Genomic DNA, 13,981 nt, shown 5'->3' on the forward strand with positions numbered 1-13,981 from the left:
CGGCCTGTCTCAGGAGCCGGGGCAGAGTCGATTGCCCCAAAGGGCACGCCGGGCGGGTAGCACGGCCGGTCACATCGGGGATTCGCCCCGGGCCATCCGCTCGCCGACCTGCGCGGCCTCGACCTCTTCGGAGTGGCCCGGGTCGGAGACGGACTCCCCGTGCCCGTTGTTGGTGCCGGCCACCTTGCCCTGGGACTGCTGGAAGACGTGATGGGCCTCGTGGAAGAGCGTCGCGTCGTCCAGGGACCGTTGGGCGACGATGTGGGAGCCGCTGGTGTAGGCGATCGCGTTGAGGTCCATGGCCGACCGCTGGGCCACCGCGTTGTCGTGCATCGTGACGTGCCCGAAACTCATCCCGTACTCACGCTCGGCCGGTTCGCGGATGCGGTCCGGCAGCGGCTTGCCGGGCGTCTTGATCGCGTCGTCCACCGAGACCCGCGGCTCCTCGAAGAAGCCGCTGTCCACCGAAACCCTGCGCTGCACGTCGGCGGTGTCGGCCGCCTCCTGGCCGTGGCCGCAGCCGGGGCTGTGCTCGTGCCTGGCCCGCTGGACGGCACGGGACACCGCCGCGTTCCCGGCCTGGCTCTGCAGTGCCAGCATCCGGCCGGCCGTGGTGCCCGGCGCGGCGGAATGACGGGCCGGGCTCTGCTTGTCGGCCTGTTGGGCAGCCTGTGTTCCGTGTGTGCGCACAACGCTCCCTCGGCGGATACGCGGGTACTTGGGTACTCGGGTCGGCACATGATGACGCCTCTCGCAGGTCTACCCGCACGGTCCGTCGGACGCAACGGCTGCGGGGGCAGGCCTTGAGGGCAGGGGCGTAGGGGCGAACACCGCTCGTTCGTCCCGTCCTTGAGCAGCTCGACGCTCAGGCCGAGGAGAGCTGCGCCGCTATCTCGTCCTCCCACTCCTTCTGCCGCTCGGGGTCGTTGAGTGAATTCGCCCACTCCTCTTCGCGCGCATTCTCCCACTCTTCGGCCGACTGCTTGTGTTTCTCCGGATTGTACTTCTCGGGATGATGCTTGTCCGGTCCGCAGTTGAGAGTCTTGAGGAACTCACGCATCTTTGCGCGAACGTCGTCGGGAACGTTCTTTCCCGCAGGGACGGCCGGCCCGGCTGCGAGCGCATAAATTTCCTGTGCTTTTAGCTGCCGCTCGCCCTGTTCGAGGGGCTTCAGCACGTTGAAGCCCTCCTTCGTCGCATCACGCTTTCTGTTGCCCTTGCCGTCCTTGGACTTCACGAACTCCCTGGCCTCCGGCTCGGCCCCTTCCTGCGGATCCGTGGTACGGGCCCACGTTTCGGGATGCCGCACCGCCTCATAGCGTTTGGCGAACTTCTTCCCACCCTTGTAGGCGGCGATACCGCCCAGGGCTGCCGCCGTCGTGCCTCCTGCGACAGCGGATCCGACCGGGCCGCCGACCGCCCCGACCGCAGACGCGATCACCACCGCGCCGGCTGCGGTACGCGCCACGTTGCCCGCCGCGTTGAGGGCTCGCTTGACCTCTTTCCCCGTCTGCTTGCCCACCGCGTAATCCCTGAGACTGGCCATGTGCGCCAGCAGTTCCTGCCTGAGCCCGTCGATGCGGTCCCGCTCGTTCTGAATACCGTCCAGGGCGTCCTCGGGCGACTCGGTCTGCGCGCCCGGCAGTTTGGAGCATTCCCGGGCCAGATTCCCTGTCGCCTCTCCCAAGTTGTCGAGCAGGACCCGGAAATCGGCCGACCGCGCTGCGGCTACACCCGTGAAATGCTTCTTGAGCTCATCCTTCTTTTTATGAGTCCGCAGAGCGACATAGGTGTCACGAACAACGAATATTCCGGAGAACGTCATGATGAGGACGCCACTGGCATCCCCGAGAGCAGCCAGTCCTCCCAGGTCGCCGGAATTCTTTATCGCACTATTTGCGATTTTCGGGCCGTCATTGATGGTCATGAGACCGTTCGTGGTGAAGCCGACGGCCTTCGACTTCTCCTTTTTCCTGTCCTGATGGGACTTCGGTCCCGTTTCCTTGCTCCCCTTGCGACCGGCCCACGCGTCACGTCCGTCGTTGAGCGCCCCCAGTGCGTCGTTCACCACATTGACCCCGGCCTCGGTCTGCGCCTGCTGCGCGGTGGAGCGCACCAGCCCGGTGTTCGAGGTCTCCGCCCCATGCGACTGAAGCGGAGCTCCGACCGGGGCAGTTCCGCGCAGGACCACCGTGTCCGCCGGGTCGAGCCACTTCCTGATCTTGGTGGAGCTGAAGGGGCGCTTGATCTGTTCCATAGTCGTCTTGCCCGTTTTCCCGGCATCCGACGTCCCCGGCTCTTCCGTCTGCTCCGCGTCTTCCGGGGTCTTCTTCGCCTTGGCCGCCTTCTCCGCCTTGGCCGCCTTCTTCGCCTTGGCCGCGGGCGTCATCTTCGCCTCGGCCGCCTTCTCCGCCGCCTCGGCCTCGGCCTCGGCCTTCGCCTTCGCCGCGTCGGCCTCGGCCTGTTCCGCCTCGGCCTGGACCGTCTTCGCCGCGGTGTGAGCCGTCTTCGCCGTGGTCTCGGTCGTCCCCGCCCGCACCTGCTGCCGCGCCGCGGCGGCAGCCTGCTCCTGCGCCTCGGTCGCCTCCCCCGACTGCTTCTCCGCCTCTTCACCGGCTTGCCTCGCGGCCGTCCGCGCCTCTGCCGCAGTCGTCCGGTGCGCCTCCGCCGTTGCGCCGGCTTCCGCCGCCCGCGCCCGCGCCTGCTCCGCGGCCCTGCCATGCGTGGCTACGTCGGCCTCAGCCTGGGCATGCCCCATCTCCGCCTCAAGGGCATCCTTCAGCAGTCGCTCTGCCTCGCCTCGGGCCTTCGCCGCCTGCTGCTGCGCCGTTTCCTTGGTCTTCTCCCACTTCTTCGCGTCAAGCCCGGCCGCCGTCCCGGACTTCTTCGCGGTGCCGGCCTCGGCCTTCTGCTCCCGCACGGTGGTCTCGGCCTTCTCCGCCTTGGCCAGCGCGTCGGTCGCGACCTTGGTCCACTTCCCCACCTCGCTGTCGGCCCCGGCCAGCTCCTCCGCCTCGGCTTCGGCCTTCGCGGCCTGCTGCAACGCCTTGTCGCCGGCCGCCGCCTTCTGCTTCTCCGCGGCCTCGGCCGCCTTCTTCTCCTCCTCCGCCTTCTTGGCCTGCTGCGTGTACTTGACCACGTCGGCTTCGGCGGCCTTCTGCTGCTTCTCCGCCTCCTCGGCCTGCTGCGTGAACTTGACCACGTCGGCTTCGGCCTTCGTCTGCTCCTGCTCGGCCGCCTTGGCCTCCTGCGTGAACTTCTTTTCCTTCTTCTGAGCCTCGGCCGCCATGCCGCGCGCCGCTTCCATGGCCTCGAGGCGCTCCTGCGCAGCCGCCTTGGCCTGCTTCTGGTCCTGATCCGCCTTGTCGGCGGTCCCCGTATGCGTCCGCTGGTCGGCCTCGGCCGTTCTCTGGTCCCGTTCCGCCGCCTCGGCCTCACCCGTGTGCCGCTCCTGGTCGGCCCGGGCGCCGGCCGCCTTCTCGCGTGCCTCCAGCGCCTTCCCGGACTGCTGCCACACCACGTCCGCGGCCCTGGACCGCTCCAGCGACGCGTCCGCGACGTCCTTCTTCCGGTCCGCCACCGCCTTCACGGCCAGCTCCTTGGGCGACTTCGCGCCCTCCCCCTGAGCCTTCCCCCCGGTCTGCTGCTCGGGCTCCCGCACCGGCGTGATCGCCATGTCGTCCACCGCCGCCGAAGAGCTCGCCTGCTCCTGGACTCCGGTCCCGGACTGCTCACGCGTGGTCGCCGCACGCTGGATCGCCAGGGTGACCGCCCGGTTTCCCGCCTTGGCCTGCAAGGAGGCCAAGGGGGGCGGCTGCGCCCGCGGGTGGTTGCGGGCCGGAGCGGTGGCATTCGTGCGACGGGTCTGCGATTCGTGCAAGCGGTCCGACACGGACAACCCCTCCTGACGGCCCGTCACCACCCCGCCCCGGCAAGGCCACGACCCCCGGCGCGACGGGACGGCGCGTTCCCCAACCGGGTGTGATCGCAAGATGACATCCTGGCGAACTGACACTCAACACACGATGTTGAAGAGAAACGGCAGCCGACCACCAGGGAAAGACGGGGAGTCTGCCCCAACGGGCACGGCCGGGGGCAACGAACCTGCCCCCGTACAGGCACCCGGGGACGTTTCGGCGGAAGCAACGCGCGCGTGAGGCTGAGGGGCGTCCTGTCTCGTACCCCGAGGAGAGCAGAGCATGCCGTCCTACCTGTCGCCCGGCGTCTACGTCGAGGAGGTGGCCAGCGGCTCGCGCCCGATCGAGGGAGTGGGCACCTCAGTGGCGGCCTTCGTCGGTCTGGCCCCGACCGGCCCGCTGAACGAGCCCACGCTGGTGACCAACTGGACGCAGTACGTCGCGGCCTTCGGTGACTTCACCGGCGGGTACTACCTCGCGCACTCCGTCTACGGGTTCTTCAACAACGGTGGCTCCGCCGCCTACGTCGTCCGGGTCGGCGGCTCCGCCGACGACGCGGCCGCACACGACGCCGCGGACGGCGCCGCCGCCCCCGCCGCCGTCACCGGCAGCACCGTCAAGGCGCTGTCCGCCGCCGAGCCCAAGCAGCTCGGCACGTTCGCCGTGACGGCCACCGGCGAGGGCCACAGCGGCCCGCTGACCGTCGAGGTCGCCGACCCCGAGGGCGAGGGCCCCGCCGAGCGCTTCAAGCTGATCGTCAAGGACGGCGACAAGCCGGTCGAGACCTTCGACGTGAGCGCCAAGAAGGGCAACCGCTCCTACGTCGTCACCCAGGTCAAGGAGCGTTCCAAGCTCATCACCGTGACCGAGGCCGCGCCGTCCGCGCAGCTGGTCCGGCCGGAGAACCAGACCGTGGCGCTGCCCGCGCCGCCGTCCGCGGCCCCCGCCGTTCCGGTCGGCCGGGGCGACAGCGCGCACCCCGGCCCCGCCCAGTACCTCGGCGACTCCTCGGACCGCACCGGCTTCGGCGGCCTGGAGGCGATCGACGAGATCTCCATGGTCGCGGTGCCCGACCTGATGGCCGCCTACCAGCGCGGTGCGATCGACATGGACGCCGTCAAGGCCGTCCAGCTCGGTCTCATAGCCCACTGCGAGCTGATGGGCGACCGCGTCGCCATCATCGACCCGCCGCCCAGCCAGAACGCCCGTCAGATCCGCGTCTGGCGCCAGGAGACGGCCGGCTACGACTCCAAGTACGCGGCCCTGTACTACCCCTGGATCAAGTCCTTCGACCCGGCCACCGGCCAGTCCCGTCTGGTCCCGCCGAGCGGCCACGTCGCCGGCATCTGGGCCCGCAACGACTTCGAGCGCGGTGTGCACAAGGCTCCCGCCAACGAGGTCGTGCGCGGCGCCATCGACCTGGAGCTGCAGATCACCCGCGGCGAGCAGGACCTGCTCAACCCGATCGGCGTCAACTGCATCCGCTCCTTCCCCGGCCGCGGCATCCGCGTCTGGGGCGCGCGCACCATCTCCTCCGACCCGGCGTGGCGCTACCTGAACGTCCGCCGGTACTTCAACTACCTGGAGGAGTCGATCCTGATCGGCACCCAGTGGGTGGTGTTCGAGCCGAACGACCACAACCTCTGGGCCCGCATCCGTCGCAACGTCTCGGCGTTCCTGGTCAACGAGTGGCGCAACGGCGCCCTCTTCGGCCAGAGCCCCGAGCAGGCCTACTACGTCAAGTGCGACGAGGAGACCAACCCGCCGGAGTCCGTCGACCTCGGCCGGGTCGTCTGCGAGATCGGCATCGCGCCGGTCAAGCCCGCCGAGTTCGTCGTCTTCCGGCTGGCCCAGTTCTCCAGCGGCGGCGGCGAGCTGGACGAGTAGGCGGACCGCGTTCCCCCGGCCGCTCCCACACTTCTAGAAGGACAGCGAACCCATGGCTCTCCCCAAACCAGAAGACGTACTCGTCGCACCGAATTTCGGCATTCAGATCGACGGTGTGATGGTTGAGTACCTCAACTCGGTGACCAACCTGCAGATCGAGCAGGACGTCATCAAGTACCAGCAGAACCAGGGCACGACCGGCCGCAACAACGTCACCCTGATGCCGGGCGTGGCCAAGGACGGCTCGGTCCAGGTCGAACGCGGCATGAGCCAGTCGGGGGTGTTCACCCAGTGGATCAACGACTCCATGGCGGGCCGGATGGCCACCGCCCGCAAGAACGCCACGATCATCGTGATGGACTACGAGGACAACCCGGTCAAGCGCTGGAACCTGCGCAACGCCTGGTGCAGCAAGGTCGTGGCGGGCACCCTGAAGGCGGGTGACACCAACGCCCTCACCGAGACCATCACCATCGTGTTCGAAGAACTGGTCGTCGAGTAATGCGCCGTGCGACTGCCAAGGCACCTGCCGCGGCATCCCAGACCGCGGCGGCGGGAGCGGACTTCCCCCGTTCAACTCCCGCCGCCGCGCCGGCGGAGGCGCCGGCCGGCGCTCCCGCCGGGCCTCCCGTCGACACGGCGCCGCGGCAGGAGCTGCGGACCGAGTTCCCCTTCGAGCTGCCGCGCGGCTACGTCGACGAGTCGGGCACGGTGCACCGTGACGGTGTGATGCGCCTGTCGACGGCACGGGACGAACTGATCCCGCTGCGCGACGTGCGGGTGCAGGAGAACCCGGCGTACCTGTCGGTGGTGCTGCTCGGCCGGGTCATCACCCGGCTGGGCACGCTGGCGATGGTGCACGACGGGGTCGTGGAGAACATGTTCGCCTCCGACCTGGCGTTCCTCCAGGACTTCTACCGCCAGATCAACGCGGAGGGGCACACCCGGGCGGCCGTTCAGTGCCCGCACTGCTCGGAGCCCTTCGAAGTGGAACTCGGCGGGAGCCGCCTGGGGGAATCGTGACGTACGCGACCGACCGGATGCACGAGGAGATCGCGTACGTCGCCTACCACTTCCACTGGAGCCTGGAGGCGATCCTGGACCTGGAACACCAGGACCGCCGCCGGTACACGGACCAGATCGCGTCCCTCGTGACGCGGGGCATGGCGGAGGGCTGATCGGTGGGATTCCTGGACCGGCTGCGGGGCCGTCGGGACGGCGTCGGCACGGGCGGCGGCACCCTGCCCCCGGCCGGGGCCTCGGACACGGGCACAGACACGGGCACGGGCTCCGGCACGGGCGGGAGTACGGCACGTACGACCGGCCCCGCGCCCGTGGCCGTCGCCGCCTGGACGGGCCTGCCGCCGATCCAGCGGGCGACGGGTACGGCACGTACGGGAGTGGCGGACGCCGGTTTCGGCGGCCGCCTTCCGACGTGGCAGAACCCGTCGTTCACGGGCGCGCCGTCTCCCGCGGTGCTGAACCCGGCGGCCGGCGACAGCCTGCTGTCGGGCGCGTTCGAACCGTCCGCCCGCCCGACGTCGTCCACTCCGCCGGCCCCACCGAGCGGCGCACAGCCGGTGCAGCGGATGCCGGTCGCCCCTCTGCGGGCGATACCGGCGGACACCTCGACCCCGGCCTCGGCACCGACCGCTCCCACGGGTTTCGGCCCTGGGGCGCGGGGCGGTGCCTCCGGCGCGTCCGGTGGGCGGGGTGCTGCCTCGTCCGGTGCGCGGGGTGCCTCGTCAGGCGCGTCGCCCTCGGCGTCCACGGCGTCGGCGACGCCGGTCCAGCGGGCACGCTCCGCCGGGTCGGCGTCTTCCGCGGCGCCCGCGAGCGCGTCGGACCAGGCACCGGCCCAGGCCGCCCGCGGGGTCCGGGTGACCCCGGTACCGCCGCCGTCCGCCGCCCCGCGTCCGCGGCAGGCTCTGACCAAGGCGCCCTCCGGTTCGTCGGCCGTGCAACGCCGGGCCCTGCCGGCGAGCCGCCGGACCACCACCCCCTCCTCCCCGCAGACCTCCGAAACGGCGCCCTCGTCGTCGGACGGCGACCGAGCGGACCCCGGCGCGGCACCGGCCGGTGACGTCCTGCCGGACCACGGCCCCGGCGCCGCGACGACCGCACCGGTGCAGCGTGCCGTGCAGCCGCCGGCCGCCACCGACGCCCCGGCCGCCGCTGCTCCCGTCCGGCGGGCGGAGTCCACGCCCGGGACCACACCGGCCACGGGCGCCCGCGGCAACACCCCGGCACCGAACCCGGCGCCCGGGGCCAGGGCCGGGTCCAGCGCCCCCAGCACGTCCGGCGACGGCACCGCACCCGCAACGCCGGTGCAGCGAGCCGCCGCACAGCCCGGCAGCGACGCGTCGTCCGGCACGCCGGTACAGCGAGCCGCCGTACGGCCGACCGGCCCCGCCCCGACCGCCACGACGGGCAGCGGCACCACCTCCGGAACGCCGGTACAGCGAGCCGCCTCCCAGCCCGGCGGCGACGCGTCGTCCGGCACGCCGGTACAGCGAGCCGCCGTACGGCCGACCGGCCCCGCCCCGACCGCCACGACGGGCAGCGGCACCGCCTCCGGCACACCGGTGCAGCGAGCCGCCGCCTCCCGGTCCGGCAACGGCACGACACCCACTTCCGGCGACGGCACCGCATCCGGTACGCCCGTTCAGCGAGCCGCCGCACGGCCGACCGGCCCCGCACCCGGCAACCCGACGGGCAGCGGCACGACACCCACATCCGACCACGACACCTCGCCCGGTGCACCGGTTCAGCGAGCCGCCGCACGACCGGCCGATCCCGCACCCGGCAACCCGACGGGCAGCGGCACCACGCCCGGCACGCCGGTACAGCGAGCCACCCCCCAGCCCGGGAGCGGCACGGCTCCCCCGTCGGGCAACCCCACCGCGTCCGGTGCGCCCGCACCACGAGCCGCCGCACAGCCCGGCCCCGCACCGGCCGACCGCCCCGCATCCGCCGGTGAGCGACGGGTCACCTCACCGGATGCCACGACGGCCGGCCCGCCGGTACAGCGGGCGGTGCCGCGGTCCGACCCGGCCGGCGCGCCCGGCGCTCTTGGGACCGACGGCCCGGCAACGGCCGCCCCCGGCAACGACACGGCACCCGGCACACCCGTGCAGCGAGCCGTGCCCCGGTCCGGCGCCACGCCGGGTGACGCGAAGGGCGAACCCCCGGTACGGCGGGCGGAGTCACGGCCCACCTCTCCCGCCGCCCCCGCGCCCTCTCCCACCGGCCGGGCCGACCGCGGCACGCCCGACCTGCCGGTGCAGCGCGCGGCGGCCCGGCCCACCACACCCGCGTCCGACGCCGGCACCGGCACCGGCACCGCGCCCACCGGCCGCGCGTCGACGCCGTCGCCGTCGGCAGGCGCCGTCCCGGCGATTCCTCCGGTCCAGCGAGCCGGGTCATCGCCCAACAGCCCCAGTACCGACCGGCCTTCGCCCGCACCCGACGCCCCCGTCGAGCGAGCGTCCGACCGGTCCGGCCACTCCACCCCGCCCGCCGAGACACACGACCCCGGCACCCCGCCCCCGCCGGTCCAGCGAGCCGTGGCCCGCGTCAACCCGGCCCCGGGACCCGGCGACGGAGCACATCGCCCCTCGGCGTCCCCCGGCCGTCCCGGCATCCCGACCGGTGCGCAGCCCTCCGTCCAACGCCGGGCGGCGCCCCAGCCGTCGCAGCCCCCGCGGCCCGCCCCGGCGCCCGCGGACACGGCACCACAGCCGCCGGTCCAGCGAGCCACGGACCGGTCGGCCGGCGTGCCCGCCGCGCCGTCCACCTCCCCGGCGCCCGCACCGCATCGCGACCCCGTGACGCCCCCCGCCCAGCGATCGGCTCAGAACCCCGTCGCCCAGACCGGACCGGCGAGTTCGGCCTCCCCGGCACACCCCGTGCAGCGCAGTGCCGCCGCGCACCGTCCGGGTCTCGGCGCCCCCACCTCGTCCGGGCCCGCCGACCTCGTACGCCGCCCGATCGCGCCGCCCTCCGTCGCCCCGCAGGCGTCCACGCCCCCCGCCCCGGCGGCACCGCCCGCGCAGCCCGCGCGCCGCTCCTCACTCGGCGCTCCCCTCTCCTCGCCTCCGGCCGGCGCCACTCCGCTCGTCACGCGGCCCGCCGCCACCGAGGGCCGTACGCCTCCGCCCGTCCAACGGGCCACCGCGTCGGCCGTCCCGCCCGCGGCAACGGCGACGGCACCGCCCTTCACGACCGCGGAACACGCCTCGGCGGCGTTCCCGACCACGCAGTCCCCGCTCCCGGTCTCCTCGCCGATGTCCACGCCGGTCTCCTCTCCGGTGCCCCCGCACCCGGCCGCCCCCGCGGCCCCCGTCACACCGACCCTCGCACCGCCCCTCGGGCCGCCCCGCCCCGCCCTCGGCGGCGGGCCCACGTCCCCCGCCGTCCAGCGCGCCCACGCCAAGGCCGTACCCCTGCGCCGGCCCCGAACCCCCGGCGCCACCGCCACCGCGGCCCCGCTCCCGGTGGCCCCCCTCACGCCGCCCGCGCCGCCCGCGCCCCCGGCGTCCGGCCCGGCCCTCCCGGTCGGCACGCAGGCGGCGGCGCCCGCGTCGTCGCCCACGGACACCGCACCCGCCGCGTCCGGCGGCGACCTGCCCCCGGTCCAGCGCGTGTTCGGCCGGTCGAGCCGTACCGGCCGCACCACCGGCGCCCTGGCCGCCCATGCGGCGGCCGCCGTGGCCGACACCTTCAGCCGCTTCCGGACGCCCTCGTCCCAGCAGCCCCCGGCCGAACCGCCGCCGCCGCCCTACAGCCCGGCGCCGCCGCCCAACGACCCGCCCCCGCCCGCGTACTCGGCGACCGCGGAGGGCGGCCGGCCGCCCGAGTACTCGGCGATCCCGGAGGGCGGGTTCGACCCGCGCGAGCTGACCGACTTCCAACTCGACGAACTGGTGCACCGGATCATCGGCCGTGTCACCCGTCTCGTCCGCACCGAACTGCGTATGGACCGTGAACGGATCGGCAGACTGCGCGACCCCCGCTGACCGGACAGCCGCGCCCGCCCGCCACCGTTCCCCCGACAGAAAGGTCGACCCCCGATGCCCCGCAAGGACCCGGGCTCCTCCATCTGGTTCAGTCTCGCCATCGACGGCGAGAGCCTCGGATACTTCAACGGGTGCGAAGGCCTGTCGACCCAGGTGGAGGTGGAACAGCGCCAGGAGGGCGGCAACAACGGCTTCGTGTGGCAACTGCCCACCCGCGTCACGTTCTCCAACATCCGGCTGACCCGCCCGCTCACCCCGGACACGGCGAAGGTCGCCAAGTGGATCTCCTCCGTGCAGACCGGCATCAAGCGGCCCACCGCGCAGATCTCGGCCATGCGCGCCGACGGCTCGCTGGTCGCCCGCTGGGGACTGATCGACGTACTGCCCGTCAGCTGGCAGGGCCCCAGCCTCGACCCCAACAGCCCGTCCGTGGCCAATGAGGTCCTGGAGATCGCCCACCACGGATTCACGGACTGACGGCGCCGCAGAGCAGAGAGGAAGACCATGGCCAAGAGCAGCAAGGGCGCCGGCAAGAGCCTCGTACGCGCCAACCTCGCCATCCACGAGCCGCCCAAGGGCACGACCACCACACCCGGCGCGCTGATCCGGACGTTCGCCTTCGAGTTCAACCCGGCCCAGCTGTCCATCACCCAGCGCACCCAGTGGAAGGCCACCCCGACGGCCGCCGTGCGCAAGGCCGCGAAGCCGCAGTTCATGGGCGCCGAGCCGCGGGAGATGACCCTGGAGATCTTCCTGGACTCCTCGATGAAGCCCAACGGCAACACGGTGCTGAAGAAGGTCGAGTCGCTGCTGACCTGCTGCCAGGTGACCGCCAAGAGCCTGGCCACCAAGCAGCCGTCACCGCCCTGGGTGGTGTTCGAGTGGGGGTCGTTCTCCACGGCCCGCTTCACCGCGTACGTCGCGTCCATCGAGGCGGCGTACACCCTCTTCAGCACCACCGGCGTTCCCATCCGCGCCACCTGTCAGGTGGCTCTGGTCGAGATCCCCGGCCCGACCCGCGGCCAGAACCCGACCTCCGGCGCCCTCACCGCACAGCGCGTGCACCGGGTCGTCGCGGGCGACTCGCTCCAGTCGCTGGCCTGGCGCGAGTACGGCAGCGCCAACTCCTGGCGGGCGATCGCCGAGGCCAACGGCATCGACGACCCGTCCCGCCTGACGAACGGCACCGAGCTGATCCTGCCGGCCGCCGAGGAGGTGCCTCACTGATGGTGCGTCCCGCGTTCTCCAGCATCGTCGAGGTGCGGATCGGCGCCGCGAAGCTGCCCGACGACATCGCGACGATGCTCGTCGACGGCTGGGTCGACCAGGGCGTCAACGTGCCCGCGGCCTTCCGGCTCACCTTCCGCGACCCCTACCACCTGGTCCTCTCCAAGCTGAGCGTGGATTTCGGCACCAGGGTCGTCATCACGCCGATCGCCGACGGCCAGGGCGTCGGCAAGCCGCTGCTGACCGGCGAGGTCACCGCCATGGAGGCCGACTACGACGGCACCGGCAGCTTCACCGTGATCCGCGGCTACGACTACGGGCACCGCCTGATGCGCCAGCGCCGCGTCGCCGCGTACCGCAACCAGAAGGCCTCCGACATCGCCCGCAAACTCGCCGCCATGGACGGCGTGTCCATCGGCAAGATCCAGCCGACGAAGGGCGCGTACGGGTTCATCAGCCAGTCGAACGTCACCGACTGGGACTTCCTCTCGCGGCTCGCCGACGAGAACAACGTCGTGATGTCCATCGACGCCAAGGGGAAGTTCCGGTTCGTCAAGGCGCACCCGTCCTCCGGCGCGCCCTCCCCGCAGACCGAGGGCGACAAGAGCGCCTTCGTGCTTCAGGCCGGCCACGACATCCTGCGGCTGCGGGCCGCGGTGACCGCCGCCGACCAGGTCGGCAAGGTCGAGTCGCGCGGCTGGAACGTCACCACCAAGAAGAAGATCACCGAGATCGCGCCCGCCAAGACCGACCCGGGCATCACCATCGGCTCCACGCCGGGCAAGGCCGCCGGCAAGTTCAAGACCGCCAAGCTCGTGGAGACCGCCAACCCCTACGACAAGCAGGACGAGGTCCGGCACGCCGCGAAGGCCCTCGCCGCCGACGTCACGTCCTCCTTCGCCGAGTTGGAGGTCGCCGTCTACGGCAGCCCCGACCTGCGGCCCGGTGTGCCGGTCGCCCTCAGCGACGTCGGCAAGCCCTTCGAGGGCAAGTACACCGTCACCTCGGTGCGCCACCACTTCGGCGACGGCAAGGCCTACGAGTCCTGGATCACCGTCAGCGGACGCCAGTGGCGTTCCCTGTACGGGCTGGCCTCCGGCGGCAGCGGCGGCGTGGACCCCGCGAGCGCCGCCCGGCTGCCCAGCGTCGCCAACGCCATCGTCACCGACGTACAGGACCCCCTCAAGCAGGGCAGGGTCAAGCTCCAGTTCCCGTGGCTGGACGACGCCTACGTCAGCGACTGGGCGCGCAGCGTGCAGATGGGCGGCAAGGGCGGCGGCGGGGTCTTCCCCATGGACGTCGGCGACGAGGTGCTCGTCGCCTTCGACCGGGGCGCCCTCGACCACCCGTTCGTCATCGGCGGGCTCTACAACGGCCGGGACCTGCCGACCAAGGTGAACGACGTGCCCCTGCACGACGGCCTGAAGAAGAAGGCGGTACGGCACACCCTGTCCGACCGCCAGGGCAACCGCGTCGACCTGCTCAGCCAGCAGACCGGCGGGCGCAAGCAGGGCGTGCGGATCGCCAGCGGCAACGACAAGCTGACCATCAACCTCGACCGCACCAAGACCGAGATCACCGTCGACAGCAAGGGCTCGGTCAGCATCACGGGCAGCCGTTCGGTGTCGGTGGAGGCGGGCATGGACCTCACCCTGGAAGGGCGCCGGTCGGTGACGGTGAAGAGCGGCGGGCCGCTTCTCCTCCAGGGGCGGGGGCTGGTCAACCTCACGTCGACCGCGGGCACGGTCAACGTGCGGGCGATGGGGGCCCTGCTCATGTCCGCGACCGGTGTCATGTCGCTCACCGCGACGGGGATGCTGACCGTCACCTCCGTGGCCAACGTGAACATCAAGGCCATCAAGGTCGATCTCCTGGGTGCCGTCTTCGTCAACACGATCAAGTACCCACTCCCGGCATGACCGGACAACGAGC

General features: G+C 72.2%; 10 protein-coding genes. 8 read left to right on the forward strand and 2 right to left on the reverse strand.

Annotation, left to right across the window (positions count from 1 at the left end):
* Positions 1–69 precede the first annotated feature (69 nt).
* Both ACGH7X_RS17685 and ACGH7X_RS17690 read right to left on the reverse strand, forming a co-directional pair.
* Positions 70–690, reverse strand: coding sequence for a DUF4157 domain-containing protein (locus tag ACGH7X_RS17685; RefSeq protein WP_399886310.1), 621 nt, complete (start codon positions 688–690; stop codon positions 70–72).
* Between the two features lie 175 nt (positions 691–865).
* Positions 866–3,892 (reverse strand): hypothetical protein, encoded by a 3,027-nt coding sequence (locus ACGH7X_RS17690; protein ID WP_399886311.1) that lies wholly within the window; start codon positions 3,890–3,892, stop codon positions 866–868.
* Positions 3,893–4,199: 307 nt separating this feature from the next.
* On the opposite strand from ACGH7X_RS17690, the gene ACGH7X_RS17695 reads away from it, so the two are divergent.
* The 8 genes from ACGH7X_RS17695 to ACGH7X_RS17730 are packed head-to-tail and all read left to right on the forward strand — an operon-like array spanning position 4,200 to position 13,968.
* Positions 4,200–5,804 carry a phage tail sheath subtilisin-like domain-containing protein gene (locus tag ACGH7X_RS17695; RefSeq protein WP_399886312.1) on the forward strand — a complete coding sequence of 535 codons (1,605 nt, stop codon included), beginning with the start codon at positions 4,200–4,202 and terminating at the stop codon, positions 5,802–5,804.
* 52 nt (positions 5,805–5,856) lie between these two features.
* Positions 5,857–6,306, forward strand: coding sequence for a phage tail protein (locus ACGH7X_RS17700; protein WP_399886313.1), 450 nt, complete (start codon positions 5,857–5,859; stop codon positions 6,304–6,306).
* Complete coding sequence (locus ACGH7X_RS17705) at positions 6,306–6,827, forward strand: hypothetical protein (protein ID WP_399886314.1); 522 nt, start codon at positions 6,306–6,308, stop codon at positions 6,825–6,827. The genes ACGH7X_RS17700 and ACGH7X_RS17705 overlap by 1 nt, the downstream gene beginning before the upstream one ends.
* A complete protein-coding gene (locus ACGH7X_RS17710) occupies positions 6,824–6,982 on the forward strand; it encodes a DUF6760 family protein (RefSeq protein ID WP_399886316.1) in 159 nt (52 codons plus the stop codon). Before ACGH7X_RS17705 ends, ACGH7X_RS17710 begins: the two co-directional genes overlap by 4 nt.
* Before the next feature lie 3 nt (positions 6,983–6,985).
* Positions 6,986–10,822 carry a hypothetical protein gene (locus ACGH7X_RS17715; RefSeq protein ID WP_399886317.1) on the forward strand — a complete coding sequence of 1,279 codons (3,837 nt, stop codon included), beginning with the start codon at positions 6,986–6,988 and terminating at the stop codon, positions 10,820–10,822.
* A 54-nt stretch (positions 10,823–10,876) separates the two neighbouring features.
* Positions 10,877–11,299 (forward strand): phage tail protein, encoded by a 423-nt coding sequence (locus ACGH7X_RS17720; RefSeq protein WP_399886318.1) that lies wholly within the window; start codon positions 10,877–10,879, stop codon positions 11,297–11,299.
* 27 nt (positions 11,300–11,326) lie between these two features.
* The gene (locus ACGH7X_RS17725; protein ID WP_399886319.1) at positions 11,327–12,049 is read left to right on the forward strand and encodes a LysM peptidoglycan-binding domain-containing protein; all 723 of its coding nucleotides are present in this window, start codon (positions 11,327–11,329) and stop codon (positions 12,047–12,049) included.
* Positions 12,049–13,968, forward strand: coding sequence for a VgrG-related protein (locus tag ACGH7X_RS17730; RefSeq protein ID WP_399886320.1), 1,920 nt, complete (start codon positions 12,049–12,051; stop codon positions 13,966–13,968). Before ACGH7X_RS17725 ends, ACGH7X_RS17730 begins: the two co-directional genes overlap by 1 nt.
* The last annotated feature ends 13 nt before the right edge of the window (positions 13,969–13,981 follow it).

Source organism: Streptomyces sp. BBFR51 (assembly GCF_044591655.1).
In the GTDB taxonomy this organism is placed as follows: Bacteria; Actinomycetota; Actinomycetes; order Streptomycetales; family Streptomycetaceae; genus Streptomyces.

What these genes read in the sequence shown, in the direction of transcription:
- ACGH7X_RS17695 (WP_399886312.1), top strand. Translation starts at nt 4,200, where the DNA reads ATGCCGTCCTACCTGTCGCCCGGCGTCTACGTCGAGGAGGTGGCCAGC.
- ACGH7X_RS17700 (WP_399886313.1), top strand. Translation starts at nt 5,857, where the DNA reads ATGGCTCTCCCCAAACCAGAAGACGTACTCGTCGCACCGAATTTCGGC.
- ACGH7X_RS17705 (WP_399886314.1), top strand. Translation starts at nt 6,306, where the DNA reads ATGCGCCGTGCGACTGCCAAGGCACCTGCCGCGGCATCCCAGACCGCG.
- ACGH7X_RS17720 (WP_399886318.1), top strand. Translation starts at nt 10,877, where the DNA reads ATGCCCCGCAAGGACCCGGGCTCCTCCATCTGGTTCAGTCTCGCCATC.
- ACGH7X_RS17725 (WP_399886319.1), top strand. Translation starts at nt 11,327, where the DNA reads ATGGCCAAGAGCAGCAAGGGCGCCGGCAAGAGCCTCGTACGCGCCAAC.
- ACGH7X_RS17730 (WP_399886320.1), top strand. Translation starts at nt 12,049, where the DNA reads ATGGTGCGTCCCGCGTTCTCCAGCATCGTCGAGGTGCGGATCGGCGCC.